General features: G+C 39.4%; 44 protein-coding genes. 32 read left to right on the top strand and 12 right to left on the bottom strand.

Annotated elements, in window-relative coordinates; genetic code table 11:
• Positions 1-123 precede the first annotated feature (123 nt).
• Positions 124-420 (bottom strand): hypothetical protein, encoded by a 297-nt coding sequence (locus tag JNO66_RS04915; RefSeq protein WP_203087072.1) that lies wholly within the window; start codon positions 418-420, stop codon positions 124-126.
• Positions 421-555: 135 nt separating this feature from the next.
• On the opposite strand from JNO66_RS04915, the gene JNO66_RS04910 reads away from it, so the two are divergent.
• Positions 556-801 carry a hypothetical protein gene (locus JNO66_RS04910; RefSeq protein ID WP_203087071.1) on the top strand — a complete coding sequence of 82 codons (246 nt, stop codon included), beginning with the start codon at positions 556-558 and terminating at the stop codon, positions 799-801.
• Between the two features lie 50 nt (positions 802-851).
• Here JNO66_RS04910 and JNO66_RS04905 read toward each other — a convergent pair whose 3' ends face one another.
• The 4 genes from JNO66_RS04905 to JNO66_RS04890 all read right to left on the bottom strand — a co-directional run bounded on the left by JNO66_RS04905 (position 852) and on the right by JNO66_RS04890 (position 3,731).
• Positions 852-1,358: a hypothetical protein gene (locus tag JNO66_RS04905; protein ID WP_273753156.1), complete on the bottom strand. Its 507-nt coding sequence runs from the start codon at positions 1,356-1,358 to the stop codon at positions 852-854.
• A 417-nt stretch (positions 1,359-1,775) separates the two neighbouring features.
• Entirely contained in the window at positions 1,776-2,675 is a 900-nt protein-coding gene (locus JNO66_RS04900; RefSeq protein ID WP_203087070.1) for a 5'-3' exonuclease, read from the bottom strand.
• A 17-nt stretch (positions 2,676-2,692) separates the two neighbouring features.
• The gene (gene bshB2 / locus JNO66_RS04895; protein ID WP_203087069.1) at positions 2,693-3,364 is read right to left on the bottom strand and encodes a bacillithiol biosynthesis deacetylase BshB2; all 672 of its coding nucleotides are present in this window, start codon (positions 3,362-3,364) and stop codon (positions 2,693-2,695) included.
• A 19-nt stretch (positions 3,365-3,383) separates the two neighbouring features.
• Positions 3,384-3,731 carry a YojF family protein gene (locus tag JNO66_RS04890; RefSeq protein WP_203087068.1) on the bottom strand — a complete coding sequence of 116 codons (348 nt, stop codon included), beginning with the start codon at positions 3,729-3,731 and terminating at the stop codon, positions 3,384-3,386.
• Positions 3,732-3,899: 168 nt separating this feature from the next.
• Between JNO66_RS04890 and JNO66_RS04885 the strand changes: the two genes are divergently transcribed.
• The 4 genes from JNO66_RS04885 to JNO66_RS20750 are packed head-to-tail and all read left to right on the top strand — an operon-like array spanning position 3,900 to position 5,835.
• Positions 3,900-4,700 (top strand): YtvA family blue-light photoreceptor, encoded by an 801-nt coding sequence (locus tag JNO66_RS04885; protein WP_203087067.1) that lies wholly within the window; start codon positions 3,900-3,902, stop codon positions 4,698-4,700.
• Positions 4,697-4,852 (top strand): YycC family protein, encoded by a 156-nt coding sequence (locus JNO66_RS04880; RefSeq protein WP_203087066.1) that lies wholly within the window; start codon positions 4,697-4,699, stop codon positions 4,850-4,852. The genes JNO66_RS04885 and JNO66_RS04880 overlap by 4 nt, the downstream gene beginning before the upstream one ends.
• Before the next feature lie 35 nt (positions 4,853-4,887).
• Positions 4,888-5,658 carry a trypsin-like peptidase domain-containing protein gene (locus tag JNO66_RS04875; protein WP_203087065.1) on the top strand — a complete coding sequence of 257 codons (771 nt, stop codon included), beginning with the start codon at positions 4,888-4,890 and terminating at the stop codon, positions 5,656-5,658.
• A gap of 51 nt (positions 5,659-5,709) precedes the next feature.
• Complete coding sequence (locus JNO66_RS20750) at positions 5,710-5,835, top strand: hypothetical protein (RefSeq protein WP_273753155.1); 126 nt, start codon at positions 5,710-5,712, stop codon at positions 5,833-5,835.
• A gap of 46 nt (positions 5,836-5,881) precedes the next feature.
• Here JNO66_RS20750 and JNO66_RS04870 read toward each other — a convergent pair whose 3' ends face one another.
• The 6 genes from JNO66_RS04870 to JNO66_RS04845 all read right to left on the bottom strand — a co-directional run bounded on the left by JNO66_RS04870 (position 5,882) and on the right by JNO66_RS04845 (position 10,910).
• Positions 5,882-6,928 carry a hypothetical protein gene (locus JNO66_RS04870; protein WP_203087064.1) on the bottom strand — a complete coding sequence of 349 codons (1,047 nt, stop codon included), beginning with the start codon at positions 6,926-6,928 and terminating at the stop codon, positions 5,882-5,884.
• A gap of 36 nt (positions 6,929-6,964) precedes the next feature.
• Positions 6,965-8,401, bottom strand: coding sequence for a recombinase family protein (locus JNO66_RS04865; RefSeq protein WP_203087063.1), 1,437 nt, complete (start codon positions 8,399-8,401; stop codon positions 6,965-6,967).
• Positions 8,402-8,404: 3 nt separating this feature from the next.
• Positions 8,405-8,764 (bottom strand): hypothetical protein, encoded by a 360-nt coding sequence (locus tag JNO66_RS04860; RefSeq protein ID WP_203087062.1) that lies wholly within the window; start codon positions 8,762-8,764, stop codon positions 8,405-8,407.
• Positions 8,745-9,365, bottom strand: a complete 621-nt coding sequence (locus tag JNO66_RS04855) for an ImmA/IrrE family metallo-endopeptidase (protein WP_203087061.1) — start codon at positions 9,363-9,365, stop codon at positions 8,745-8,747. Before JNO66_RS04855 ends, JNO66_RS04860 begins: the two co-directional genes overlap by 20 nt.
• Before the next feature lie 68 nt (positions 9,366-9,433).
• Entirely contained in the window at positions 9,434-10,450 is a 1,017-nt protein-coding gene (locus JNO66_RS04850; RefSeq protein ID WP_203087060.1) for a hypothetical protein, read from the bottom strand.
• 103 nt (positions 10,451-10,553) lie between these two features.
• Positions 10,554-10,910: a helix-turn-helix domain-containing protein gene (locus JNO66_RS04845; protein ID WP_203087059.1), complete on the bottom strand. Its 357-nt coding sequence runs from the start codon at positions 10,908-10,910 to the stop codon at positions 10,554-10,556.
• Positions 10,911-11,065: 155 nt separating this feature from the next.
• On the opposite strand from JNO66_RS04845, the gene JNO66_RS04840 reads away from it, so the two are divergent.
• The 24 genes from JNO66_RS04840 to JNO66_RS04735 all read left to right on the top strand — a co-directional run bounded on the left by JNO66_RS04840 (position 11,066) and on the right by JNO66_RS04735 (position 20,636).
• Positions 11,066-11,296 (top strand): helix-turn-helix transcriptional regulator, encoded by a 231-nt coding sequence (locus JNO66_RS04840; RefSeq protein ID WP_273753152.1) that lies wholly within the window; start codon positions 11,066-11,068, stop codon positions 11,294-11,296.
• An 84-nt stretch (positions 11,297-11,380) separates the two neighbouring features.
• A complete protein-coding gene (locus tag JNO66_RS04835) occupies positions 11,381-11,527 on the top strand; it encodes a hypothetical protein (RefSeq protein ID WP_203087057.1) in 147 nt (48 codons plus the stop codon).
• 75 nt (positions 11,528-11,602) lie between these two features.
• A complete protein-coding gene (locus JNO66_RS04830; RefSeq protein ID WP_203087056.1) occupies positions 11,603-12,235 on the top strand; it encodes a sporulation sigma factor-processing peptidase in 633 nt (210 codons plus the stop codon).
• A 22-nt stretch (positions 12,236-12,257) separates the two neighbouring features.
• Positions 12,258-12,389: a hypothetical protein gene (locus JNO66_RS20745; protein WP_273753151.1), complete on the top strand. Its 132-nt coding sequence runs from the start codon at positions 12,258-12,260 to the stop codon at positions 12,387-12,389.
• Positions 12,390-12,405: 16 nt separating this feature from the next.
• Positions 12,406-12,774: a hypothetical protein gene (locus JNO66_RS04825; protein ID WP_203087055.1), complete on the top strand. Its 369-nt coding sequence runs from the start codon at positions 12,406-12,408 to the stop codon at positions 12,772-12,774.
• 142 nt (positions 12,775-12,916) lie between these two features.
• Entirely contained in the window at positions 12,917-13,087 is a 171-nt protein-coding gene (locus JNO66_RS04820; protein ID WP_203087054.1) for a hypothetical protein, read from the top strand.
• The gene (locus tag JNO66_RS04815) at positions 13,084-13,251 is read left to right on the top strand and encodes a hypothetical protein (protein ID WP_203087053.1); all 168 of its coding nucleotides are present in this window, start codon (positions 13,084-13,086) and stop codon (positions 13,249-13,251) included. The genes JNO66_RS04820 and JNO66_RS04815 overlap by 4 nt, the downstream gene beginning before the upstream one ends.
• A complete protein-coding gene (locus tag JNO66_RS04810) occupies positions 13,248-13,448 on the top strand; it encodes a hypothetical protein (RefSeq protein WP_203087052.1) in 201 nt (66 codons plus the stop codon). The genes JNO66_RS04815 and JNO66_RS04810 overlap by 4 nt, the downstream gene beginning before the upstream one ends.
• 93 nt (positions 13,449-13,541) lie before the next feature.
• Positions 13,542-14,585 carry a RecT family recombinase gene (locus tag JNO66_RS04805; protein ID WP_203087051.1) on the top strand — a complete coding sequence of 348 codons (1,044 nt, stop codon included), beginning with the start codon at positions 13,542-13,544 and terminating at the stop codon, positions 14,583-14,585.
• Positions 14,578-14,778 (top strand): hypothetical protein, encoded by a 201-nt coding sequence (locus JNO66_RS04800; RefSeq protein ID WP_203087050.1) that lies wholly within the window; start codon positions 14,578-14,580, stop codon positions 14,776-14,778. Before JNO66_RS04805 ends, JNO66_RS04800 begins: the two co-directional genes overlap by 8 nt.
• Positions 14,779-14,790: 12 nt before the next feature.
• Positions 14,791-16,077: a helix-turn-helix domain-containing protein gene (locus JNO66_RS04795; protein WP_203087049.1), complete on the top strand. Its 1,287-nt coding sequence runs from the start codon at positions 14,791-14,793 to the stop codon at positions 16,075-16,077.
• A 15-nt stretch (positions 16,078-16,092) separates the two neighbouring features.
• On the top strand, positions 16,093-16,698 hold the full coding sequence (locus JNO66_RS20885; RefSeq protein WP_203087048.1) for a DUF6011 domain-containing protein: 606 nt from the start codon (positions 16,093-16,095) through the stop codon (positions 16,696-16,698).
• Entirely contained in the window at positions 16,698-16,874 is a 177-nt protein-coding gene (locus tag JNO66_RS04785) for a hypothetical protein (RefSeq protein ID WP_203087047.1), read from the top strand. The genes JNO66_RS20885 and JNO66_RS04785 overlap by 1 nt, the downstream gene beginning before the upstream one ends.
• Positions 16,871-17,326, top strand: coding sequence for a single-stranded DNA-binding protein (gene ssb, locus JNO66_RS04780; RefSeq protein WP_203087046.1), 456 nt, complete (start codon positions 16,871-16,873; stop codon positions 17,324-17,326). Before JNO66_RS04785 ends, ssb begins: the two co-directional genes overlap by 4 nt.
• Positions 17,327-17,362: 36 nt before the next feature.
• On the top strand, positions 17,363-17,536 hold the full coding sequence (locus JNO66_RS20510) for a Holliday junction resolvase RecU (RefSeq protein WP_246483162.1): 174 nt from the start codon (positions 17,363-17,365) through the stop codon (positions 17,534-17,536).
• Positions 17,529-17,897, top strand: a complete 369-nt coding sequence (locus JNO66_RS04775) for a Holliday junction resolvase RecU (RefSeq protein ID WP_246483161.1) — start codon at positions 17,529-17,531, stop codon at positions 17,895-17,897. The genes JNO66_RS20510 and JNO66_RS04775 overlap by 8 nt, the downstream gene beginning before the upstream one ends.
• A gap of 91 nt (positions 17,898-17,988) precedes the next feature.
• On the top strand, positions 17,989-18,471 hold the full coding sequence (locus JNO66_RS04770) for a hypothetical protein (protein ID WP_203087045.1): 483 nt from the start codon (positions 17,989-17,991) through the stop codon (positions 18,469-18,471).
• Positions 18,472-18,479: 8 nt separating this feature from the next.
• On the top strand, positions 18,480-18,644 hold the full coding sequence (locus JNO66_RS04765; protein WP_203087044.1) for a hypothetical protein: 165 nt from the start codon (positions 18,480-18,482) through the stop codon (positions 18,642-18,644).
• Positions 18,631-18,891 carry a hypothetical protein gene (locus JNO66_RS04760; RefSeq protein ID WP_203087043.1) on the top strand — a complete coding sequence of 87 codons (261 nt, stop codon included), beginning with the start codon at positions 18,631-18,633 and terminating at the stop codon, positions 18,889-18,891. Before JNO66_RS04765 ends, JNO66_RS04760 begins: the two co-directional genes overlap by 14 nt.
• Before the next feature lie 20 nt (positions 18,892-18,911).
• Positions 18,912-19,286 (top strand): YopX family protein, encoded by a 375-nt coding sequence (locus tag JNO66_RS04755; RefSeq protein WP_203087042.1) that lies wholly within the window; start codon positions 18,912-18,914, stop codon positions 19,284-19,286.
• Positions 19,279-19,464: a hypothetical protein gene (locus JNO66_RS04750; protein WP_203087041.1), complete on the top strand. Its 186-nt coding sequence runs from the start codon at positions 19,279-19,281 to the stop codon at positions 19,462-19,464. The genes JNO66_RS04755 and JNO66_RS04750 overlap by 8 nt, the downstream gene beginning before the upstream one ends.
• Positions 19,461-19,868, top strand: a complete 408-nt coding sequence (locus JNO66_RS04745; protein WP_203087040.1) for a hypothetical protein — start codon at positions 19,461-19,463, stop codon at positions 19,866-19,868. The genes JNO66_RS04750 and JNO66_RS04745 overlap by 4 nt, the downstream gene beginning before the upstream one ends.
• A 170-nt stretch (positions 19,869-20,038) precedes the next feature.
• A complete protein-coding gene (locus JNO66_RS04740) occupies positions 20,039-20,230 on the top strand; it encodes a hypothetical protein (protein WP_210340771.1) in 192 nt (63 codons plus the stop codon).
• Between the two features lie 13 nt (positions 20,231-20,243).
• Entirely contained in the window at positions 20,244-20,636 is a 393-nt protein-coding gene (locus tag JNO66_RS04735; protein ID WP_203087038.1) for a hypothetical protein, read from the top strand.
• 11 nt (positions 20,637-20,647) lie between these two features.
• Here the strand turns inward: JNO66_RS04735 and JNO66_RS04730 are convergent, their stop codons facing one another.
• Entirely contained in the window at positions 20,648-20,788 is a 141-nt protein-coding gene (locus tag JNO66_RS04730; RefSeq protein WP_210340770.1) for a hypothetical protein, read from the bottom strand.
• Between the two features lie 564 nt (positions 20,789-21,352).
• Here JNO66_RS04730 and JNO66_RS04725 point away from each other — a divergent pair.
• The 3 genes from JNO66_RS04725 to JNO66_RS04715 are packed head-to-tail and all read left to right on the top strand — an operon-like array spanning position 21,353 to position 22,863.
• On the top strand, positions 21,353-22,105 hold the full coding sequence (locus JNO66_RS04725; protein WP_203087036.1) for a phage regulatory protein/antirepressor Ant: 753 nt from the start codon (positions 21,353-21,355) through the stop codon (positions 22,103-22,105).
• 27 nt (positions 22,106-22,132) lie between these two features.
• Complete coding sequence (locus JNO66_RS04720; RefSeq protein ID WP_203087035.1) at positions 22,133-22,333, top strand: XtrA/YqaO family protein; 201 nt, start codon at positions 22,133-22,135, stop codon at positions 22,331-22,333.
• 38 nt (positions 22,334-22,371) lie between these two features.
• Positions 22,372-22,863, top strand: a complete 492-nt coding sequence (locus JNO66_RS04715) for a hypothetical protein (protein WP_203087034.1) — start codon at positions 22,372-22,374, stop codon at positions 22,861-22,863.
• Positions 22,864-22,946 lie beyond the last annotated feature (83 nt).

Genomic DNA, 22,946 nt, shown 5'->3' with positions numbered 1-22,946 from the left:
TACAGAGTCTTCACCACGTACTATTCCATTGGAGTCTCGAGATCTCCTTTCGCTCGTCTTGGTCATTGAATTCCTCGCCATTTTCCAGTCGGTTTTTAGGTTTGTTCCAGAAAAAAAAGACACCTATTCAGGCGTCTCGATCTTATCACAGTATGTGTTCAATTGACTTGCTGAATAGTTGAGTTGTTCTTTAATATACGATTCCGCATCGGAGGTATAAATACGGTTTCGCTTATGCTGGAGCAACGTATCAATTAATTGCCCAAAACTAGCATAAACACTGTCGAGAGCAAGGCTTAAATGCTCGTACTCTTCTTGACTCGAAAGGTTCTTAACTGAAACGGATAAACGATTTAATTCATTAAGCGTTGTCAGCCTGCTTTGCAAAAACTCTTCACTAAAAGGGATCTCGGACATCATTTAAAGCCTCCTTTTTACATCGTATGAAGAGAGTAGATAGGAAAGTACTTTAAAATGTTATTACTAAACATGTACAATAGGAGGGAAGAAAGGTGAAAACAATACCACAGTTTTAAAGTAAATGAGGTTGATCAATTGAATCAATTTTTAAGAGGTTTTTTTAAGACCATTGTATGGACGAGTATTCTCACAATCGCACCTATCATGTTACTAACATTGGCAGGTGATATCTATGAATATATTGTAAACAACAATACTCAGTTTAACGGGTTATTTTGGGCGTATCCATTGAGCTTAATGGCCCTATTGTTTACCTTGCCATTTGCGCTTCTCGTATTTATAGTCAATTGGTTTGCGGATCGGAAAAAGCAACATACATAAAAAAAGCTACACGCATGACAAGCATACAAGTAGCTCTGATAAGATATGATTTAGAGATTTGTTACGATAGAACCATTTAATTTTTCCTCATCAATCTCCACTTCAAAATCATGCTTCTCATAAAAATGGATGAGTCTATCTCGATGACCCCAATCACGTTTGACTAAATCGCCTGTGATTTTTTGGACGTTTTGACGGCTGGCGTGTTCTTTTAAATAATTCATACAAATGCTGCCAAATCCTCGATTTTCTTCACCTTTAATATCATCAATGTGAAGGTAAAAGGAATTATAGTATTCTGCTTGAATGGCAAATTCCCAGTGTCCAGGGTAGGACGTGGTACACGTGTTAATCATAATTTGGCATGTATGACCGTCATCGATTTGAGATACAATCACCCATTTTTCTTCTTTTGTCTGCTCTATCCCGAGCACCTTATGATCTTTGGCAATTTCTTTTAAGTTCTGTTGCATTCGAATTAGCTCGTATTCTTCATCACTGATCGATTGCTCAGGCCATTCATAGGCTGCCTCTTTCGTCAGGTGTTCTGTAGGCACCCAATCACTCCTTTACCACATTCTACTCACAAGTTTATTATTATAAAAGGCGAATGCTATGAAATCAAGTGTTCTGATATAATAGAAGAAAAAACCAGAAAGTGGGAGAGGGAAATTGGCCAAATCAAATCGTGAATGTGTGCACTGTCATACGGAGGTTCCGTTTCATAAGCTGTTTTTTAAAGGTTTGGCTAATAGAAGGGTTACTTGTCCTGAGTGTCGTGAGGTGCAACAAGTAGGTATAAGAGTTTTATTGTTTCAGTATTTAGTTTTTGTAGTGGCAATAATAAATATGATGATATCTATAAATTTCGTCCAGCATCCGTTGGCGAGCATCCTTTCTCTTATTCTACTTTTAAGTTGTTTTATCTTCGAACCATTTAAAAAGCTTGAACCCTTAAAAGAAAAGCAGCCTCATTAAAAGAGAGGCTGCTGAAAGCTTGTTCGTATGGAGAAGGGTTTAAGCGTTGATGCAACCGTTTCTGCATCAACATTCAATTCATATTCCTCAAAATTCGTTCCTACTAGGCTTTCAATTTCACAGATAATGGTTGCTAGCTCCTTACTAACGTGAGTGGCTTCTTTGCCGTTATGCAGCTTTTTTAAGCAACGAGCGAATTCAGGATCAAGGTTTTCGATATTTTCATAGATTCCTTCGATTGTTCCGTATCGCTGAATCAAAGGTAAGCCAGTTTTGGGACCAATGCCGGCACAACCTGGAATGTTATCACTCTTATCACCTAATAGAGCTTTCACATCAGGCCACTGAGAAGGCATAATTCCATACTCATCTTGAAAATGCTTAAGGGTATAGGTTTCTTCCCCTTTTTTGCTTGCAATAATCTGTGAGGTCTGTGGGCTTAAAAGCTGAAGAAGGTCTTTGTCATTACTATAAATATAGCAGGGACCAGATTCTTCAAGCTCCCATAATCCAGCGATCGCTCCAATCGCGTCATCGGCTTCATATGGTGGTGTTGTTAATTCTTTGATTCCTAGTGCTTCAATTAAAGCTAAACACGTTTCATACTGCTGAATGAGAGGCGAAGGTAGTTCGCCACGTGTGGCCTTGTAGTCAGGGAAGTTCTGGCGACGAATGGAATCCTCGCGCTTTACATCCCAAGCAACAGCTAAGTGAGTGATGTGATGCTTTGTTACAAGCTGAAATAGCTTTTGCCAAAATACTCTGAGTCCGTTTGTATAAAGGCCATCCTCTGTTTTAGGAAGGTCCTTTTCTTCTTTTCCATAAGCCGTAGCAAAATAGCCGCGGCTAAGTAGGTTAAATCCATCTATTAAAAGCAACGAGCGTTCTTGCGTCATATCATGCACCTCGATTATTAATCATTAAATGAATACGTCCAAAATCGTTCCCGATGTAACCAAGCTATTGCTTCGGGATTTCCTGCTTCCCATTTCGGCTCCATATCTGCTAGCATCCAAACGGTTTGAGAAAGGTGTGCGCGCATGGCATTCTTTTTGTGCTCAGCAAATTCACTTACATCATGTATGACATCAGGGGCGCCAACTTTGTCTTCGTGACCGTTTGAAAACGCAAGACAATATAAGGTAGGACGTGTTTCTTTTGGTAGTTCAGCTAATGCAGAAACCACGGCTCGACCGGTTGCTTCGTGATCAGGGTGCACGGAGTAGCCAGGATAGAACGAAATGACGAGAGAAGGATTTAGCTCTTCAACTAGATCAAGAACAAGCTGTTTCATTTTCTCATCATCTTCAAACTCAATGGTTTTATCTCGAAAGCCCATCATACGCAGGTCTTGGATATCCATTGCTTTTGCTGCTTGAAGTAATTCATTTTTACGGATCCCTGGAAGTGATTCTCTTGTCGCAAATGGAGGGTTACCTAAGTTACGTCCCATTTCTCCAAGTGTTAAACAAGCATACGTAACGGGCGTTCCAGCTGCACGGTGAGCTGAGATGGTGCCAGAGACACCGAATGCTTCATCATCTGGGTGTGGAAATATTACAAGTACGTGTGATTCTTGTTTCATGACATTCATCTCCTACCTATTATTCAAATGGGGTTTCACTTATTTGTAATGCGACAGCCAGCTTTCCTTCAGCGCCGTGACCAGCTAGAAGTAAGCGACCTTCTTGCTCGTCCTCGTAATGAGTAATTCCTTCTGCGTAAACCCAGCCAATATCTATTTTAAGGCCCACTCGATAAGGACCATCTCCTAGAATTTTGCCGTGCTCTACGTTAACTTTTGCATTACGAATATAAGCACTCGCTGAAAAGAAATCTGCATTATTATGCGTTGCGTAAGCGCCATTTGTTGTTTCCAAATGAACATAAACCGTTTGATTTGAAAATTCCTGTATTCGTTTTTGTACAGCTTCTACATGTATAGGTTTCATTCGAATGTTATCCTCCGTGTGATATAAATTTATAAATTGACCCTACTAATAAAAAAAAGTTACAATAGAATGTATCTTATTATATTTCAAACATATGATACAGGCAATGAACGCGACTTTTTTAACTATATAGAGAGAGGGCACTTTTATCAAATGGAGGGTTGCTAGTTGAAGGCGATCATTGAACAAGCAGAATTATTAGTGAAAATTCTTGATTATACGAGAGTAGGAATTCTCGTTACTGATCCAGATTTACCTGATAATGAAATTATCTATGTGAGCAAGGGGTTCGCATCGATGACCGGATATTCAATTGAAGAAACGTTAAACACCAATTGCCGGTTCCTACAAGGTAAGGATACAGATCCTGACGCAATCCGTCTTTTACGGGAAGCGATTAGTGAAAAGAGATCAATTACAATTGAGATTTTAAATTATAAAAAAAATGGACAACCGTTTTGGAACGAGTTAACCATCGATCCCGTTTATCTTGAAAAAGAAGACAAGCATTACTTTGTAGGCATTCAAAAGGATATCACGGATCACAAATTAACGGAAAATGAATATAAGCAATCACTTGAACAAATCCGATCAATCTCTACACCGATTGTACCATTACTAGATGGATTAGCTGTACTACCACTTATTGGTCAGGTAGATGGAGAACGATTTACAGAGATGTTTACCCAAATTACAACAGAAACAGTAAAAGAAAAAATCGATACGCTGGTTCTAGATGTATCTGGCTTGCAAACATTTGATGATGAAGTGGTTGATGGCATTTATAGTTTACGTGACGTGTTAACCCTTATTGGGACTGAATTAATTGTATGCGGAATGAGACCGGACCTTGCGATGAAATCGATCCAGCTCGATCGCCAAGGACTTCAGACGATTAAGACTGCAAGCTCGGTTAAACGTGTCTTGCGTGATTTAGATTTTGCCGAAAAAGGAGGTCAATCGACATGAGACCATTACAGCTTTCCCCAGAGAGTGCGGTAAAACTAGCGGCGCATTTAAAGGTGCCTGTTGAACACTTGGTGCATATGCCACAGCATATCTTACTTGCAGAACTAACGAAGCTAGCACAAAAAGAGGATACGAAAGATGAGGAGGCCTGAGTGATTCAGGTCTTTTTTTGCAGGAGGTGAGGTTGATGAATGATGACCGCCGTGAAGACGAAATGATGGACGGAGAACCAGAGCCCGAAGATTTCTTGCCTGATGAAAGGGAACGTAAAAAGCCTTCAAGATGGTGGGTGAAGGTTGCTGCGATATTTCTTGCCCTGATTTTGCTTGGCAATGCAGGTGCGTTTTTACTTCAGTATTACGGAGCAGATGGCAGAGAGTTGATGGAACAATCTGAAGAGCTTTCCACACAACCCGATATTCAATCCTACAAAGAAAGCATCGTTCACGTTCAAAGAAATGGATCGAAGGGAACAGGCTTTTTCTATGGTAAGGAGGGTCAGATTTTAACGAATCATCATGTGGCTGAAGGAGACGGACCTCTAATTGTCACAACGGTGAATGGTGAGAAGTATCAAGCGGACATCGAGCATGAAGATGAGGAGTTAGATCTTGCCTTACTATCAATTGAAACGGATCAAACTCATGAAGCTTTGCCATTAAGTGACTCAGGAACGAGTGACCAACAATCCGTCTATATCATTGGCAATCCACTCCTTTACGATCATATTGCTATTACAGGACACATTACTGAGCACGAAGAACAATATGATGCCATTCAAATTGATGCAAGTATTTTTCAAGGACATAGTGGGAGCCCGGTTATTTCCGATTCAGGAGAAGTGGTAGGTGTGATCTATGCAAAAACAATTCCTGGTTTTGCAAGTGAACAAGACTCTGTTGGCCTAGCTATACCAATTGATCGTGTTCACTCATTTCTTACAGAGGCAAATGATTAACTTCCAAATCTATGGGGTATAGTATGGCATAGAGAGAAAGGAAGTGTAAGCATGAGTGATAAAGAAAAGAATGAAAACAAGTCTGGTGAAGAAGAAACAAAGGATTTATTTGATAAAAGTCTTGAAGACGGTACAGTAGACCGTAAGAAAGAAAAAGAAGAGAAGGAAGATAAATAAAAAGTATTAGAAGGCCTTTTGCAAAGTGCCAAAGGGCCTTTGTACGTTAAAAGAATAGAATGGCTACGATGGTAGAAAGAATTAATCCGGCCATAACAGGGATGAAACACTGCCTGACGAGCTCTACTACAGACACCCTTGCAAACCCAGCAACGGCAACAATGGATGACCAGGCAATTAAGGTTCCGCCTCCAACCCAAACCGCTCCCATCTGTCCAATTGCACCAAGTGTAGCAGGATCAACGCCAACAGATGGCGCCAGAGCCCCAGATAGTGCTCCCACAAGTGGTAATCCAGAAAAACCAGACCCATCTAACCCCGTCACCATACCTACAAGTAACAAGCCAAACCCCGCGAAAAAAGGATTTTCGGGGATGAATTGCTGCCCTGCTTCAACTAGTTGAAAGAGAAAGGAGGGTGCTTGCAAACCTTCCTCTAACGCAAAAATTTTAGCAGACATTTCGCCGCTCCCTAAAAAGAAAAAGCCAGCAATTGGAATTACAGGACCCATCGCACGAAACGCGAAGACAAATCCTTCAACGAGGTGATCACTCACTTGATTTAATGATTGTCTCCAGTTATAAGCAACCGTTGCCGCAATCATCAGAAGAACAGCCACGCCTCCAATTAAAGCAGCTCCAGCGCCACCTTCAAGCGTAACTCCATCTGTAAACGTCGCATACAGCATATAAATCATAATTGCCAAAAATGTTAAAGGGACTGCAATCGCAAAAAACATACTAGTGGATTGATCTCGAGTTGATTGAGCGCGGGAAGCAGGAGCTGTTGGTTCACTATGAGTTGCGTTCCATGCGTCTAAATGTCTAGTAGACGGTGTCTGAATCAACTTACGAATCCGGAAATACGCAAGAATGAGAGCCGTGATACCGGTAATGAGAGATAAAATGAGCGCCTTATCAGCCACAGCAGAAACTTCTACATTGGCAGCCGTTGCTGTCAGCATTGGTGCAATCTTAATCATATAATCCGATGATAACGCCATTCCTTGACCGGCAATCGCAATTGCTACTCCAGTAGCTACTGGAGGAAGTCCAGCTCTAACGGCAACCGGAATGAGGATGGCGCCGACCAATGGTACAGCTCATGTAGTGTAAGGTACAAAAAAGTGCTAGTTGTACTGAAAGTTTGAAAGGTATAGCTTCCTTTTCTTATAATTCAGCCTAGCCCCATCATCACAATCAATATCAAATCTTTTTAGGAAAAGCATTAAACTATGTTTTTTTTCAATCGGTTCTAATAAATCCCAATTACCAAGAAAATCAGTTAATGCTCTAACAATCTCTTCAGAAGTATTTTGAGGGTTATCTACGATTAGTTCAGATATTTCTTTCTCTAACTCTTCTTGTCGTTTGCGATCACTGGTGGTATGTTCTCTTAACTCTATTAGATCGATAACATCGTTAGCATAGGCAACTTGCCATTTCTTTCTTCGGTCTCTTATTGTTTTGAGTTGTTTTTCTAATTGATCAATATGTGTTTTTGTTTTTAATGCAGCTTGATCAGGTTCATTTCCAACTTCAAAAGCAATCTGATGAAATTTTTTGAGTTGATTCTGAATTTCATTTAAGAAATAAAGCTCAATGCTTAATTCACGAATTAAGGGGAGATCACACTTTTTTTCACGTTGGTTAGTGCATATTAAATATCGATATTTTGTTCCTCCAATGTTTCTAAGTGTTCCTTTTAATGGAGCTCCACACCTTGCGCATTTTATGACACCAGTAAATATATAATCAGATGCCACATTTTGAGGGTGATGATTATTTCTAGTCTGTCTTAAGTTAATAGCATTTTCATATCTTTCTTTTGGAACAATAGCAGGAGCAAAATTTTCATTTATTTTACCTGCCCATCTTAAAGCTCCGTATGCTATAGGGTTTTTCATAATATCCCTGACCGTCTTAGAGCTAAAATCGTTGCCTTTTCTAGTTTTGGCTTGTAAATCATGATTCAATATATTCGATATTTTCACATCGCCGTGAAATGTTTCATAAAGTTCATACATATATCTATATAATTCCGCTTCTGCTTCATCAATAACTAACTTTTCTTCGTCGTTTAATCTAAATCCAAATGGAGTAGGGCCACCTGGCCATCTTCCTTCCTCAACCATTTGTTCCATCCCAAATTTAACGCGCTCACCAAGGTTTTCTCGTTCCCATTGAGCAACTGCAGCTACAAGTGTGATAAAAAGTCTTCCTGTTGGGGTGGTGGTATCAAATACCTCAGTGGCTGATTTAAACATGCAGCCGTGTGCTTCGAATCTTTCAAGTAATTTATAGAGGTCCATTACAGATCTTGTTAATCTATCTAACTTGTAAACAAGAACAACTTCAATTTTATTTTCAGAAATATCATTAAGCATTCGTTGAAGTTCTTCTCGGTCAGTATCTTTAGCAGAACGTCCTTCATCTATATAGTAGTCGTAGATATCCCAGTCTTGCGATTGTGCGAACATGTCTAATCTTTCTTTTTGAGCTCTTATTGAAAAGCCGTCTTTTGCTTGTTCTTCAGTAGAAACCCTTGTATAAATCGCGCATTTCATTATTTACACCTCTGCCTTGAAAAATTGATGTAAGGTCATCTGAAGGACTTCTTCTATATCTGACATTAACATCAGAAAATAATCGGCTTCCAATAATTGATCAGGATGAATACCGCAAACATACAAATCTTTTTTTACTTGGTCTAAGTCAACACTGATGGTTGTTTCATTAAAAATATCCCGAGTTAGTGCAGCTTGTGTAATAGTAATGATTTTCAGTTCGTCATGGAATTCATCATCGTAAAATCTTTCGAATGGGGTAAATACATCATATTTTATTGTTCCATATTCAATTTCTGGCCTAACTAAAACTTTTTGAGGGAGTAATGCACCGTCTAACTCCTCATAATAAACGCGTAACATCTGAACTCATCCTTTCCTCGCCAACCTGATTCTTTAATTGCTGAAGAATCTGAATGGTGCCACCGTGTATCTCTCCAGGTCGCAGACTCTTTTTCCTATATTGCCACTCGATACGTTGAAGCTTAGTCTGATATGAAGATCTCGAGCGTTCACGTCGTAATGATTCAATCCTTGAACTGATCATATCCTGGGGTAGATCAAACATTTCTTGTAAACTTACAAGCGATTGGTATTTTAATAGGACTGGTTCAAATAAATGAAGGGGCATTGCTAAATAGAGCATTAAGTAATTCGCCTGTTCTTCCTGGAAGCGTGAAAGTTCAGGGGACATATGTTGTTGATCCCCTGGATGGAAAAGGGCGTGAGTAAGCTCATGAAAGAATTCGCGTCTTTGTTCTAGCCTATTTAGACGGCTGTCTAGTGTAATTAGAGTGAAGTCTTCAACGGACCTTACACGGGAAGCACTTGGCTCATAAATAACCATTGTGTCTAAGAGGGTACTGAGGTGATCAGTCGATAGATCATTGACTGAATTAATACCTTTGTTGCTTAATAATTTGCTGACCTCTTTATCTCTGAATGTATGAGCTGAAAATCTCATGCTGTTTCACTCCTGACAGGGAATATACGTTCGGTTATTTGGTGAAAAGAAAAGCCCGCAGGCTTTCTTTATTTCATGTTGTAGCCACTACCCCAAAATTTTTCTTCAGCTAAGACTCTGTTGTCTTCATAGTATCGGAATCTAATACTTGTGTAAGACTCTAAGTTTGCAGCTAAAACTTGATTTTTTACAGTGGGTCCTATAGTTTCTGCCAGATACTTTTGTTGTTCAGGCGTTAACAAGAAATACTCTGAACTCAAATAAATATCTGTATTTGACCAGTCATCAGGCATAAAAGGCTTAACATCAACAATAAGACCTTCTCCTGTTACGATCAAATCGTTAACCCAATTTTGAAATTCAATTTCTTTTTGATTAGTATCGGTGGATGATGCATCAATTAGCTCCTTACTGTTTTCCTCTCCCTGAGCATTTCGCTCTTCTTCAGCAAGTGCAGCAGCTTTTTCTTGTGCTTCTTTCTCTAAATTTATTTCTTCTTCTAATTCTTTTAAAACAGTTTCTTTATCTATTTCATCTGATAGATTAAAAGAGATTGTTTTTATACTAACATCATTTTTAGAGTTGATTTTTTCAATTTCTTTGTTAATACGCTCTTCATTTTTTTGAGAAGTTTTTAACTTTTTATCGTATTGTTCTGAATCAACAAATTTATCTCTCTTGATATCTTTATCAACCTTTCGAGTTTGTTTCAAGAGATTTCTGTAGTTTTTTAGTTCAGCTTTGTGAATTTTTTTAATGCTACGTTTGTCTTTTCTATCTAATTCTTCAGGGATATCTTCAGCCTTAATTGATTCAATCTCCTCTAATAAATACTCTTCAAGTTCATCTAATCTTTCTCTTACTTCTTTCTTATTAATATCTTGTCGTATGTATGATTTTAGATTTTCAGTCCAAAAGATTTCCCATTGTTCATTAATTTCATTTGTTCTTTTCTGGATATCTTCATCCAAAGCATCATTGAAATAGCTAATGGATAGCGTATTAGCATGGACAAGGTTTGTGTTCAGTACTGATAATAAAACTAATACAAAGACAGAAATCATGAATCTTCTTTGAAAAATCAAGAAATTATCCCTCCCTTAATTCCTTTATATATAAGAATATTAATACTAAATACCTATCTATAACTTAAAAATATAGATCCGATTAAATAAATTGTCGGATCTATTATTTATCATCATCTTTACTTCTTAAGAATTGTTTTCTTAACCTTAAGAATTTCTCAACTTCGTTTTCAAGGATTGAATCAAGTTCTTCTTTTTCTTCTTTAGTGAATTTATGACCACCTCTGCTGTAGGCAACATTCATTATATCATCTGGTTCTTCCACTCTTCCAAGTAGGTAGTCGGTTGTAACCCCGAAAAAATCAGCTAATTTATTTAGTGTATCAACATCTGGAGTTCTTTCCCCGCGTTCATAACCTGATATAGAGACTTTTGTGACGTTAATATGATTGCCTAGAGCTTCTTGAGATAACTTGCGTTCTTTTCTTAATTTTTTAAGTCTATCGGGTGCTAATGCCATTAGGCTTGCTCCTATCTAAATCAATATATGTACTAAGTATAAGTTAACTAACAGCTAACGTAAATAAAGTTAACTAAATAGGAATTTTTATATTGACAGTTACCTATTAGTTAACTTATACTCAAGTTAACAACAAGTTAACAGCAAGAGAGTAGGTGAATATTTTGAGAGAACGATTAAAGGAAGTTAGGCTAAATAACCGTATGACTCTACAAGAAATGGCTGATCAGTTAGGTGTGAGTAAACCTTATTACTGGCAGATTGAAAATGGCGAGCGGCGTTTATATTACGATTTAGCCGTTTCAATTGCTGCAATTTTCAATATGAAACCTGATGATATTTTTTTGCCTAAGGAGTTAACCAGTAGTTATCAAATATCTGAATGAAAGAGGTGATGACCATTAAATAAAAATTCTAGGACCGTCCCAGCGTCCATATCACATACACCTGTAAAAGAGAGGAGTGATCAAATGAAAGAGAAAGAGCCAATTCGAACCGAACCATCAGAAAAAGCGCTTCGTGACTTAGCGAATTTTTTTCTTAAGACTTCTGTTCCTAGGCTTATTAAAAAAAATCGGGAGCAATTAAAAAACAACGGTTCACAGAAAAGGGCTTAATTTTGCCCTTGAGAACAATTGTACTTGCTTAGACTCATTGTACATTCAAAAACTGAATATTCGGAGGCGAACATAATGACGAACACTTTGCAAAAAAACCGTTTGTACTCACCCTCAGCGATAGGAACCATCTTAAAAATTGCGAGAGAGCGAGCGCGTAAAGACGAACGCCGTACCAAACAGTTTATGGCGGATTCTCTTGGTATATCGCTTCCTCGCTTAACTCGATTTGAGGATGGGCAATCGCAGATACCCTTTGAAATGGCATTAGAGTGGTGTGATATATGCGAGGATTACACGGCAAAGGCAAAGATAAAGCATATCTACGGGCTAGACCTTCCGGCAACTGATCCACGTTTGCTTGAATCGGTAACTGATCAACTTGTTAACTTTATGAGACAAGCGCAACAAGCCATTGATTCAGCAAAGGATCTACTCATTATGGGTACTCAGATACGTCCAGGGGAACCGGCAAGCGAACGCTTCATAAGTGAAATGTACAAGCATGCTGAGGAAATCCTTGATATGAAACAAGCGACCGAATCCACTTTGCAAAGCATGTCTATAAATTGGGAGTTAGATAGACAGAGATTAAGAGGAAGTTGGATTCAGGAAGCCTTAGCAGACAAGGTGGTAATTGCTTCTGTATCAGCCTACGAAGAGATTAAGCTAACTGAATTTCATCATAATCGCATTCAAAGTCTTTAATTCCGTAAGAGGAGGACGAAATTTGGAAAAGTCAAATAAGCTAACAGAAGTTAAGAGTCGTAGTGAAAAGAGGCATGAGCAATTTCTAAACAGAGTTATTGTTGTCGCTGCAATTATGGTTTTGGCTGGAGCGTTTCTAACAGCACTAATTTAATAAGGAGTGAGTGTAAATGAAGTCTAAAGCTTTGAAAGCAATGAACGAAAGAGAAATGAGGATCATTCTAGATGCGATGGATCACCGCTCGCATGAATTAAAAGGATGGGACAAGCGTCAGTTTGACTTAGATTTCGAGAAAGTGAAGAGGGATCTTCAATCAGTTGAATTAGATGGTAGTGGAATGAAGCAAGTTTACACTTCTTTAAACCGAGTGGCGAATATTAACTTATCAATGTATGGACCAAATGTACACGACTTGCGACGAAAAGAATTATACAACCTCTCGTTAAAGGTGTTTATCAGATTCTATAGATTTCAACAGAAGAATTCTCCATTAAAAAAAGCACCAACTGCGGGAACAGTTCATGCTTTTGCGAGGTAATTCTTCATTTGGATAACTTGATCATAGCAAATTATGGTTAAGACGGCAAGCTCAGCTTTGCCGTGAGGCTCATAATCCCCCTGTTGTGAGTCTCACGGTGCAGCTGCACCTGATCTTTGAAAATTAAAAAGGAGTTGTTCTGATGCAACCAGTTAATTTGAGTCGTGTTGTTTCATTAAGTGAAACGAAATCGACTGTGCAAGACGTTGTTGATCTACTCAAAGACGAGCCCAACCAAGAGAAGGTGGAAGAAGCTAGCAACATTCTGGAGTCGCTTTTAGATGATCTTTCTTACACAGGAGGTAAACGATGAGAGAGCTATCTAAGAATCGTAAAACAGCAAAAGTACTGTCCCTTTCATTAGCAATGTTGCAGTTATCACATATTAACCAGACAACTGATGAGGAGTTACAGGATGCTTGCTTAGTCATTTTGGATCAATTCAACGAACAGGAAATGGAGGGACCAAAAGGATGAATAGTTTAACGCCAGGAGGTCGTCACAAGGTACTGGGAGAAGGTGAAACATTTTACCTCTACAATCACGTTGCTGTACTAGGAATCGATAAGGGGTGCGCTCAGGTAGCATGTCAGCTCGATATCACTCCAATTGAAGCAGAGCGTATTTTCTACATCATGCACAAAGAAAAAAGAGCCCATCAGATAGCAGTCTGAGGACTCGTGGGTAATGCCTATACGACGTATAACTACTAACAGTATAGGCTTTCCTGATCAAGATTGCAAATACGTTAACAGGAGGTCCTGAAATTGGCAGAAGAAACAAAAGAATCATCTGTTTCCACCCAAGAAAAGAATGAGATAGCCACAACTACTGGTGGACTACTTCAATTCAGTAGTGAAAAGGTGGAGGTTATCCGTAGAACTGTTGCTAAAGGGGCAACTAATGATGAATTAGAGATGTTTATGCACCTGGCACAGCGTTATCAGTTGGATCCGTTTACTAAAGAAATTTGGTTCATCAAACGTCCTAAGAAACAGAAGGACAATAAAGGAAACTGGGACTACAAACGTCTGGAGAATGGTGAGATCGATTATGAAGGTGTAGATCCTATCATCATGACAAGCCGAGATGGCTATGTGAAGGTTGCTCAAAGTGATCCTGAGTTTGAAGGCTTAAATAGCTTTGAGATCAGGAAAAAAGATAATTTCTCATTTAACCCAATGACTAATCAAATGGTACATGATTTTGGTTCGGATAGAGGAGAGATCACCGGTGCCTGGGCTATCTGCAAAAGAAAGGGAAGAGATCCTGCAATTGCTGTGGTGGATTTTAAAGAGTATAGCAGTGCAGCTGGTTCGAATCCTGTATGGAAGAGTTATCCGAGTGCCATGATTAAAAAGGTTGCTGAAGTTATCGTTCTTAAGCGTCAATTTAACATCAGCGGATTGGTTACAGAAGAGGAAATGCCTAAACAGTATTCACTTGAATATGAAGATCCGAACATACAGCGGTTAGAGCCAAATCATCAGTATAAAAGCGGTGCTATCGACCCTCCAATAAATCAAAAGAATACAGATGAAGAGTGGAGACAAGCATCTCGATCTATCAAGCAGTTGAAAGAGCAGCTAGGTTTTGATGATGGAAAAATGCACTCAATTGCTTTGTTTGATCTAGCCATTGATTCGGATCCACGGAATTGGAACTTAGTTGATATCAAAAAAGTTGAGGAACATCTGCAAAAGGAATTGAAGAAGAAAAATGACATGCCAACACAACAAAAAGTTTCAGATGATCCGTTCATTAATTTCGAGCATAACGCTGAGCCACCACCAGAGGGTCCTAATGACTAATCAAAGGGTTGCTGTTCCTTCGTGTTATTACTCCTTCTGTAAAGATGCTGAAAACCGAGCAGAGCTTTACAGAAGCTATGTGGTTTCATTTTTAAAGAAGTATCATCCAGATTTACAGTTAGTGGGGTTAGAGCCTGTAAAAGCAGGCTCCCAGCCTTACGTAGTGTGCACAAAAATGGATAAAGAAAAGTAAGGAGGCCTATGGATGTCCGACACTTATTTTAGAGTGTATTCGGGGCTACTGACACCAGAACATCAAGAGCGCATAGGAAAGGCCATATGGACGTATTTGTGGCTACTGAACCGCATTACCGACGAGCCCGAACACAATGGTGAGCGGTCGGGCAGAGTCTATTACGGACGGCCAGTTTCCTATAGTCATATTGGAGATGAACTCGGTTTATCTAAATCGACGGTTAAAAGACAGTGTGAAGCGCTTCAATCAGCTGAATATATCTCAATGGATTACACCCCTAGAGGCAATATATTTAGAGTAAAACGATCTAAAAAATGGGTTGATCCAAATACTAACCGTGCCAAAAATGGCACACTTCGTGCCGAAAACGGCACCCATGATGAGGTTGACCGTGCCAAAAACGGCACGAAGCGTGCCGAAAATGAAACACTTCGTGCCGGAAATGGCACCCCTGAGTTTTCAAATCGTGCCGAAAATGGCACGAAGCGTGCCGTTTTTGAATCAGATCGTGCCGAAAATGACCACTCCAATATAAATAATATAAATAACAACATAAATAACAAAGAGAAAAAAGAAAAAGAAGAAATAAAAGCTACTACTTCAAATTCTTTTTCCTTTGAATCTATGAAACAAGAAATCTTGAATGAATTTGTTCGATTGCGTTCTCATGGTTTGCAAACTTCACCTGCTGACTCCAAAGCTGCAGATGAACTTGTCGAGGCGAATATAGGCTTGTCTAAGGTTATGCAGTATATGCAGAAATGCTTTGACACATACAAGCCAAAACACGCTAATGCTCGAATTAATTCACTTTCCTACTGCGTGGGCTACATACTAGATCAACATCATCAAGAGAGCTCAGTTACTGGAGAAGTTGCTATGGAGTTAGCAAAAGAGTTTCTAGAGGGCGTTAAACGAATCGTACCGGATCACTCAGAGCCAAACATGAATGCCTGGGCTGCAGATATGCAAAAGATTCTTGATAACGGCAAATCGCCAGAACGTATTAGGGAGGTCGTGGCAGCCGTTCAAAACCATCAATTTTGGTCTACGAACATCATGACTCCACGTGAATTAAATACCAAATTTGAAAAGATGGCAGGTTTAGCGAGTCAACGATCACAACCGAGGAAAGCCAATGAGCGCAAGGATAAAATGCCTAAATGGTTTGAGGAAGATAAAAAAGACATTAGCAGTCAAGCAACCTCTAGTAAACCTGTCGAAAATCAAAAATCTTTTGAAGAAATGCTTGAGGAGCTTAAGGCGAACAAAGAAGCCCGAGCTTACAGCCACTAAGAAAGGAATGAGATCGTGGAATTCAAACAAAAACAACTGATCAATGCACTTATTGCATCGAAGATTCATGGTTGGACAAACGTCACAAAGACAGGAAGTACTTCAGCTGTGAGTTGGTTTAGGAAGAACGGTGAATCAGTAATCCGAATGGCTCAGTTCAACCCTGTAGAGGATCTTAACCAAGCGATTGAAGCAGCAGAAAATATGGGAGAGGTTCGACTTGAATTTAAGCCAGGCTTCTTACACCAAGCGACTGTTGAACCATATCAAAGAATTGGTGCAGATCAGCTGGGAACCGGCGAAGGACCAACAGCAAGCTATGCTCTAGTACAAGCCATTCTAGCAGCTGCAGAAATCATGGTGGATCAATTTCAGTCAGCAGATGATCTACTGGTTAAAGGTGTTGTGGATGACGAAGGAACACTGCATTACAAGTGCTTAAGGTGCAATCACCCTCTTAGGTCCAGACGTAGTCAGATCATTGGATACGGTCCTGAATGCTTAAAGAAACAGCAAGAAGAGCCGGATTTAATCGACTTACTGCAGCAAGAGCAAGATCGTAAAGCCTGGTTGAGTGATGGGAACTTCATGGATGAACTAACTAGAAAAGAGGCGATTTGATGATTCAGGTTAATCATACGTCCACAGGCGTAATCGTTCTTGTGGATGACAAAGAAGCGGGTTTTATCATCCCACTAGGAGCTAGTTTCATTGCAAAAGTCAATGGCACAGATGAGCTTTGTAATAGCTTCTCGCAGGCCACTAATTACATACGTGAGCAGGTGAGCGCTTCATGATGAACTCAGTATCATTGGTTGGCCGTTTAACTAGAGATCCGGAGTTGAAATATACGCCAAGTGGTGTAGCTGTCGCTACTTTTACATTGGCCATTAATCGTCCTTTCTCAAATCAGCAAGGCGATCGTGAAGCTGATTTTGTGCAGTGTGTCGTATGGAAGAAGCCAGCTGAGAATGCAGCTAATTACTTGGGGAAAGGTTCCCTTATCGCTGTTAACGGGAGAATTCAAACCAGGTCTTACGATAATAACGAGGGCAGACGCGTGTACGTTACAGAGGTTGTTGCAGAGAGGATTTCTTACTTAGAGTCAAAAGGTTCTCGATCTGAAACACAATCGCCTACAACTAATTCAAATCAATCCAGTAACAACACCAGTAGAGGGCATAGTGACGATCCATTCGCAAATGACAGTGGAACAATCAATATTTCGGATGACGATCTACCGTTTTAGAGAACGGTCAGCGTGTAACCAGGAGGGGAGAACTACATGACTCATTTCAAGCACTTTAAATCACAGACAGGACAAGCGTTTGAGAACTTGTTAAACATCATAAACACCCAATATAAGAATCAACAAATTGCCTTAATTAACAAACGAGCTACGCCAGTAACAGTCGTTCAAGCAAAGGGACGGCAGATCAGTAGAGGATTTTTTGCTTGAAAAATCTACGGTTGATTATGACGGAGTATATAAAGGAAATTCAGTCGTATTTGAAGCGAAAAGTACCACGGAGGGACGTTTCCCTCTAAAGCTATTAAAAGATCATCAGCTAGATTATTTAATCAGCGCTGAGAAGCATGGTGTCATTGCATTTGTCCTTATTGAATTTAGCAAAGTGCGTAAATACTTTTATTGTCCTGTCTCGTTTATAAATCACTATTACGTCAAGTCGAAAGAGGGTGGCCACAAGAGCATCCCTTTAGCTGATTTTGATATTTACGCTTTTGAAGTAGATCGAGGTCGTGTGTCATTGGACTATCTTGCTGTGGTCGATCAACTGCAGGAGCGTAAATCGTCATGAAGAATGTAGGGTGGATTTTATTCATGATCATTGGCCGGCTATCCTTAAAGGCTGTGAAAGAACATGAGGACATTTTAGAAGGTGATAAGTCTTGAAAGGACTCTGTATCGATCCAGGAGGGACAACTACTTTAACCAAGGATAAAGAATATTTCCTTTTTCCTAATGGTCCCACTCATTACTATGTATGCAGATTTGATAATCCAAAAGCTCATTTTGGGTGTTATCAAAAGGATCTCTTTCAAGTGATAGCAGAAGAATCCCCTCAACGTCCGCCTGAACCACCCAGGATTAAAATTGATCTAACAATGGGTGCGGTTTACAGAGCGTTTCTAGTGTGGGTGCGTATGCCGGGACATCGGGATTTAGAAGGAAAACACTATTACGTTAAACAACATAAAACTCAAAGTACCCAAGTGCACATTTACGATGATCCGGAATGCACAATTGGCAGAGGTACCTTTCAGAAATATTATTTCATAGACTATGAGCTTATTGAGTCAAAAAATGAAGAGGCTGAATTTGAACCGGATGCCTTACCTGAAGAAGATTGGGAACAAATGAGTTTGTTCTAGGAGGATATATGGCCAAGCAATATATGAACATCAGTAAAAGCGATAAAGAATTTATTATGATGACTGGCAAACTATTAGCCGGCAAAGGGTATCACAGAGCAGATGTGGTCCTCTTGCTTCTTGAAACCTTAGATAATCCCGACAAGGTGAGGTTTGAACATGAAGAGAGTTGAGCTATTGGAGAAGGTGTTAGATCTCACGGAGCAACCAGGGAAGTTAGAAGAAGCGAAGGCTTTAGCAGCTAGTGAAGGCGTTCATCCCCACATGCATGAAGGGAACTCTAATTTAAACGAAAATCAAAAGATTGAATGGATAGTCGGACAGTTGATAGATAGTGAAATATATCGTGTTATGAAAAGTCAATCAACTGTAATCAAGATAAGCCAAATCCCAGTAGGAAGGCACTTGCCACCAATCTAAACAAAAAGGAGATTAATAAAGTGAATATCAGAGCATATGATCCGGATCGTGAAGAAATGTATGGAGATGGCATGATGTATGGGAAAGAAGAGCTCATGGATGACAGCCTGAACATTCGTTTCGAGCACTTTGAGTGCGACGAACCTATATTCATGTATGGATCCGGAGTTCACGATAAAAATGAAAAAGAGATTTTTTCAGATGACATTTATAAAGACTCTCTCGGTCGTGTTTATCATGTGAAATTTGATTTAGACAGAGTGGGTTTCCATCCATTTGCTACGGACGATGGATGCGGTTGTTGCTCTGATGAATATGTAGCAGAGCCTGAACGTGGAGAAGTAATTGGTAACATCCATCAGCATCCTCACCTACTGGAGAAAGCCAATGAGTGAGTGGATTAAGTCACAATTATCTTCTTTCACAGAAGATCAATTAAAAATTATAGCTGACGATGCAGAAAGCCGGATCTCAAGCCATGCTGTTGGTGGGTTTCACCAACCCGAATACGTGCAGAAGCAGCAGTCAATTATAGACGCGGTACAAACCGAATTAGGGAGGCGTAAAATTTGAGTAAATGTAAAATTACCAATATTGAAAAAACTGAAAAGATCGATGAGTGGGGCATTCTTCAGATTAACAATCTAAAGGACACTTTCTTCCGTTTTGATTTAATCGATGGGAAGCCGCAGCTAGACACTTCGCTTTTTGTAAATAAAGAAGGAGAGATATTGGAGAAAGGTCTTTCCGAACAATCTCAGCTTTATAAAGATGTTCTATGTGCTTTAAATGAGTATTACAGGAATGTGCCAGTGATTGTGTTTAAGAACAAAATAGGGATGACCGTTATCTGGCTTCTTCAATGGATGAAGGTGATTGGAATGATGAAAACTTGGACATCCCCCTCGATAACATACAATCAGGATTCATGTTGTGGAGACCGGATTTACAAACTCCTCCAGATCACACTGATGTAGAGAACTTGAGGGCAGGATCAGAAGCTCTGAGAAAACATTTTAGAGATCGATATGGGTCGGATGCAGCTGTCAGCTTTGATGTAGAAAACTGGCTAAAATATTACGATCCAGTAAACATTTTGGTTACGAGAGACCAGTTCGACCATGCCAAGCAGCTAATCATAGGGTGAATGATGAAATTCAAAGTAAGAAAGAAATTTGACTGTATTTTCGAAAGCAAAACAGAGGACGAGCTTATCTACGTAAAATATGAGGATCTTGATGGATACATCCATTATGAATACTCATCGGATGGTGCAAACCAAGATTACACGATGACACCAATTGAATTATACAGAGATTATAAGCGACTTATTTTATAAGGAGGATACTTGGATGGACAAGCAACAACGGTTAGAAGCCATCAATAAAATAATTAAAGCCATTGGAGAAAGAGGCAGAGGGTTCTTCTCAGACAAGAAGGGCAACGTAGCTCATTTCGTTTTAGTAGGTGGTCAACGTAAGAGGCTTCATTTCAGAAATGCAGATGGTACTAATGTGAACCCTTATGATTTGCGAAGAGATTATAACTTTCAGGGCGGAGGGACTTTATGGGCCTTAGTTCATGATTTCAAAGACTTTATATTACTCGGGGGTCATACGAACGGTAAACACGGTTATGGAGGCCTTCTCGCTTCTGGATGGGGTTATGCAGATCACGAAATGGACGAGATTATAGTACTGGCCAGAGAAGTTGGATTTTTACGCCAGTTGACTACGACCGTATAGGAGGGCATGTATTAACCCTCCTCCTCCTTCTTTTTCTTTTTTTCTTCTTCATCAGCACCGAGCAAAAAGAAGGTAGCAGGTAATGCTAGGTAGATCCAAAAGAGACCGGGACTTGAACCCATAAAATAGTTTAGTGCACCGATTATAAGCATAATTATAGCGATTATGTAATACGTGTTCATTTTCATATTTTTCACCTCAATAAGTGATACGGATTAAATCGGATCAAGTTTCAAAAAATTGATTTTTATAGGAGAGGTAGACGATAGATGCAGATACTTGTGACAAATGTAACGTCATAGATGTTGGAACCTTACCAATGCTTATTGATCACGATAATGGCTCAATTGAAGGGAATCACGATAAACTTCACGCTAAATGCAATAAATGTGGGCATACATGGATAATCGTTTATATCTAACCGACTTACACCTTAGTGTAAAATTATCGTCTGCTATACATCTTTGGCGCAATAAATACCCACACAATTATTGTTGCTATAAACACACAAATTACGCTGTACCAATTGATATCTCTGTTCGTGATTATCGGCATTATTACAAATACAGCAGCGGTTATTAAAGCAAGTACTGTGCTGTCTATCCATTTACCGAATCGATACATGATTAACCCTCCAGTTGATTGTTAGAACTCTCTACCCATAGAGGCGCTTACAAAACATTGGAGGATGAACTAAACAAAGAGGAGGAATTAAGATGACTCAGTTAGTGTTTATTGAAAATAATCGAGTGGTTACAGACAGCTTGACCATAGCAGAGTCATTTGGCAAGTCGCATGACAAGGTTATGAGGGACATTCGTAACCTTGAATGCAGTCCCAAATTCTCACTCGCCAATTTTGGAGAGTCAACTTATGTAAACGAAAGAGGCCGCAAATATATGAAGTACCTCATCACGCAAGATGGGTTCTCATTCCTGGTATTCGGATATACCGGCAGTGCGGCATCTGCATTCAAAGAAAAGTATATTGCCGAGTTTAATAGAATGCGTGGCCAGCTTCAACAAGCAAATGTTGGTTCCTACATGATTGAGGATCCGATTGAAAGAGCCAAGCGGTGGATCCAAGAGCAGGAAGAAAAACTCGCAATTGAACAAAGGGCTGCCTTGTATGAAGAGAAGGCGAATTATGTAGACGATATCCTCAAATCAAAAGCTACTGTGACGACTACTCAAATTGCTAAGGACTACGGTATGTCAGCTAGGCAGTTAAATCAGATTCTCAAGCAAGGGCACGTTCAATTCAAGCAGAAGGACCAATGGCTGCTTTATGCGAAGTACCAGGACAAGGGTTATACAAAATCACAGACTGTAGAGATAGAGCGGTCAGATGGTAGAAAAGAAGTGGTAATGAATACACAGTGGACACAAGCAGGCAGGCTCTTCATCCATAGTATTCTCGGAAAAAGAGGAAAGAGGGCATTAATTGAGCAGAAGCTGCAGTACGGGTGAATACAGACAGATATCGGAGGGACGTACATGCGGTTAAAAGATGTTGAGATAAATTTACAATCTGGTACAATAGAACTAAATACTTTTGAAGTAGACAAGCCTTGTATGATTGTCATCGCTGGTGGGAAAGTTCGAATGACCGAGCTGCCCACTCATGGTGGTACTACGGTGGTTACACATCAGGGCAAAGTTAAGCGTGTTACTTGGGACGAGGGGGAAGAATTCTGACCCAATTTTTATTTGATTATCAAGGGGTTTGGAGTGCGTTGCTTGGTGTACTAGTTACCTTAGTGGTTACTCATATACTAAGAAATCGTGGTAAAGTACTAGTTTTCTCTGGAAGAACTCGTATAAGATATTTCAAAAATGTTGATGATAATGTTCTCTCATACGTAGGAAAACGACAAGTGCCTACAGCCAAATTAAACGAAACAATAAGAGTACGCTTGGATATAGAATTGGAGTTTTTTAATTCTTCAGATGTACTTAGAGGTTATAGAAATGTCAAACTCGGATTTTATCACGAAAGTACACATTTCTTATTTGAAAGAATTTTAACAACTGATGGGTTGAATGAGAACAGAATTAAATTTCTAAACTTACCTCCAAAAACAATGTATCTCCAGAAAGTAGTATGTAATATTGATGGAGATAATCTAATCAAGTATAAGAATCTTTGTGATTCGTTAAAGGTAATATGTGAGGACCATAAAGGAAAAATTTTGTATTTAGACATAGATATAAAATTAAATAAATAAGTTCTACCAGACAACTGGAGGACACTGAAAGATTACGGATACGCGTAGTCTAGCAGTGTCCTCTTTTTGCGTTTCTGCAGCAA

This window comes from Alkalicoccobacillus gibsonii, from assembly GCF_016798245.1.
Classification (GTDB): domain Bacteria; phylum Bacillota; class Bacilli; order Bacillales; family Bacillaceae_D; genus Alkalicoccobacillus; species Alkalicoccobacillus gibsonii.
Note: the sequence above shows the minus strand (reverse complement) of the source record. Positions and strands in the feature narration are given on the sequence as shown.

What these genes read in the sequence shown, in the direction of transcription:
- JNO66_RS04760 (WP_203087043.1), top strand. Translation starts at nt 18,631, where the DNA reads ATGAAGAGAGTTGAGCTATTGGAGAAGGTGTTAGATCTCACGGAGCAA.
- JNO66_RS04900 (WP_203087070.1), bottom strand. Translation starts at nt 2,675, where the DNA reads ATGACGCAAGAACGCTCGTTGCTTTTAATAGATGGATTTAACCTACTT.
- JNO66_RS04750 (WP_203087041.1), top strand. Translation starts at nt 19,279, where the DNA reads ATGAGTGAGTGGATTAAGTCACAATTATCTTCTTTCACAGAAGATCAA.
- JNO66_RS04735 (WP_203087038.1), top strand. Translation starts at nt 20,244, where the DNA reads ATGGACAAGCAACAACGGTTAGAAGCCATCAATAAAATAATTAAAGCC.
- JNO66_RS04875 (WP_203087065.1), top strand. Translation starts at nt 4,888, where the DNA reads ATGAATGATGACCGCCGTGAAGACGAAATGATGGACGGAGAACCAGAG.
- JNO66_RS04820 (WP_203087054.1), top strand. Translation starts at nt 12,917, where the DNA reads ATGCAACCAGTTAATTTGAGTCGTGTTGTTTCATTAAGTGAAACGAAA.
- JNO66_RS04765 (WP_203087044.1), top strand. Translation starts at nt 18,480, where the DNA reads ATGGCCAAGCAATATATGAACATCAGTAAAAGCGATAAAGAATTTATT.
- JNO66_RS04725 (WP_203087036.1), top strand. Translation starts at nt 21,353, where the DNA reads ATGACTCAGTTAGTGTTTATTGAAAATAATCGAGTGGTTACAGACAGC.
- JNO66_RS04845 (WP_203087059.1), bottom strand. Translation starts at nt 10,910, where the DNA reads ATGGCATTAGCACCCGATAGACTTAAAAAATTAAGAAAAGAACGCAAG.
- JNO66_RS04890 (WP_203087068.1), bottom strand. Translation starts at nt 3,731, where the DNA reads ATGAAACCTATACATGTAGAAGCTGTACAAAAACGAATACAGGAATTT.
- JNO66_RS04800 (WP_203087050.1), top strand. Translation starts at nt 14,578, where the DNA reads ATGACTAATCAAAGGGTTGCTGTTCCTTCGTGTTATTACTCCTTCTGT.
- JNO66_RS04825 (WP_203087055.1), top strand. Translation starts at nt 12,406, where the DNA reads ATGAAGTCTAAAGCTTTGAAAGCAATGAACGAAAGAGAAATGAGGATC.
- JNO66_RS04835 (WP_203087057.1), top strand. Translation starts at nt 11,381, where the DNA reads ATGAAAGAGAAAGAGCCAATTCGAACCGAACCATCAGAAAAAGCGCTT.
- JNO66_RS04860 (WP_203087062.1), bottom strand. Translation starts at nt 8,764, where the DNA reads ATGTTACGCGTTTATTATGAGGAGTTAGACGGTGCATTACTCCCTCAA.
- JNO66_RS04785 (WP_203087047.1), top strand. Translation starts at nt 16,698, where the DNA reads ATGATTCAGGTTAATCATACGTCCACAGGCGTAATCGTTCTTGTGGAT.
- JNO66_RS04815 (WP_203087053.1), top strand. Translation starts at nt 13,084, where the DNA reads ATGAGAGAGCTATCTAAGAATCGTAAAACAGCAAAAGTACTGTCCCTT.
- JNO66_RS04740 (WP_210340771.1), top strand. Translation starts at nt 20,039, where the DNA reads ATGATGAAATTCAAAGTAAGAAAGAAATTTGACTGTATTTTCGAAAGC.
- JNO66_RS20750 (WP_273753155.1), top strand. Translation starts at nt 5,710, where the DNA reads ATGAGTGATAAAGAAAAGAATGAAAACAAGTCTGGTGAAGAAGAAACA.
- JNO66_RS20510 (WP_246483162.1), top strand. Translation starts at nt 17,363, where the DNA reads ATGACTCATTTCAAGCACTTTAAATCACAGACAGGACAAGCGTTTGAG.
- JNO66_RS04730 (WP_210340770.1), bottom strand. Translation starts at nt 20,788, where the DNA reads ATGCTTATAATCGGTGCACTAAACTATTTTATGGGTTCAAGTCCCGGT.
- ssb (WP_203087046.1), top strand. Translation starts at nt 16,871, where the DNA reads ATGATGAACTCAGTATCATTGGTTGGCCGTTTAACTAGAGATCCGGAG.
- bshB2 (WP_203087069.1), bottom strand. Translation starts at nt 3,364, where the DNA reads ATGAAACAAGAATCACACGTACTTGTAATATTTCCACACCCAGATGAT.
- JNO66_RS04855 (WP_203087061.1), bottom strand. Translation starts at nt 9,365, where the DNA reads ATGAGATTTTCAGCTCATACATTCAGAGATAAAGAGGTCAGCAAATTA.
- JNO66_RS04810 (WP_203087052.1), top strand. Translation starts at nt 13,248, where the DNA reads ATGAATAGTTTAACGCCAGGAGGTCGTCACAAGGTACTGGGAGAAGGT.
- JNO66_RS04720 (WP_203087035.1), top strand. Translation starts at nt 22,133, where the DNA reads ATGCGGTTAAAAGATGTTGAGATAAATTTACAATCTGGTACAATAGAA.
- JNO66_RS04865 (WP_203087063.1), bottom strand. Translation starts at nt 8,401, where the DNA reads ATGAAATGCGCGATTTATACAAGGGTTTCTACTGAAGAACAAGCAAAA.
- JNO66_RS04880 (WP_203087066.1), top strand. Translation starts at nt 4,697, where the DNA reads ATGAGACCATTACAGCTTTCCCCAGAGAGTGCGGTAAAACTAGCGGCG.
- JNO66_RS04795 (WP_203087049.1), top strand. Translation starts at nt 14,791, where the DNA reads ATGTCCGACACTTATTTTAGAGTGTATTCGGGGCTACTGACACCAGAA.
- JNO66_RS04915 (WP_203087072.1), bottom strand. Translation starts at nt 420, where the DNA reads ATGATGTCCGAGATCCCTTTTAGTGAAGAGTTTTTGCAAAGCAGGCTG.
- JNO66_RS04830 (WP_203087056.1), top strand. Translation starts at nt 11,603, where the DNA reads ATGACGAACACTTTGCAAAAAAACCGTTTGTACTCACCCTCAGCGATA.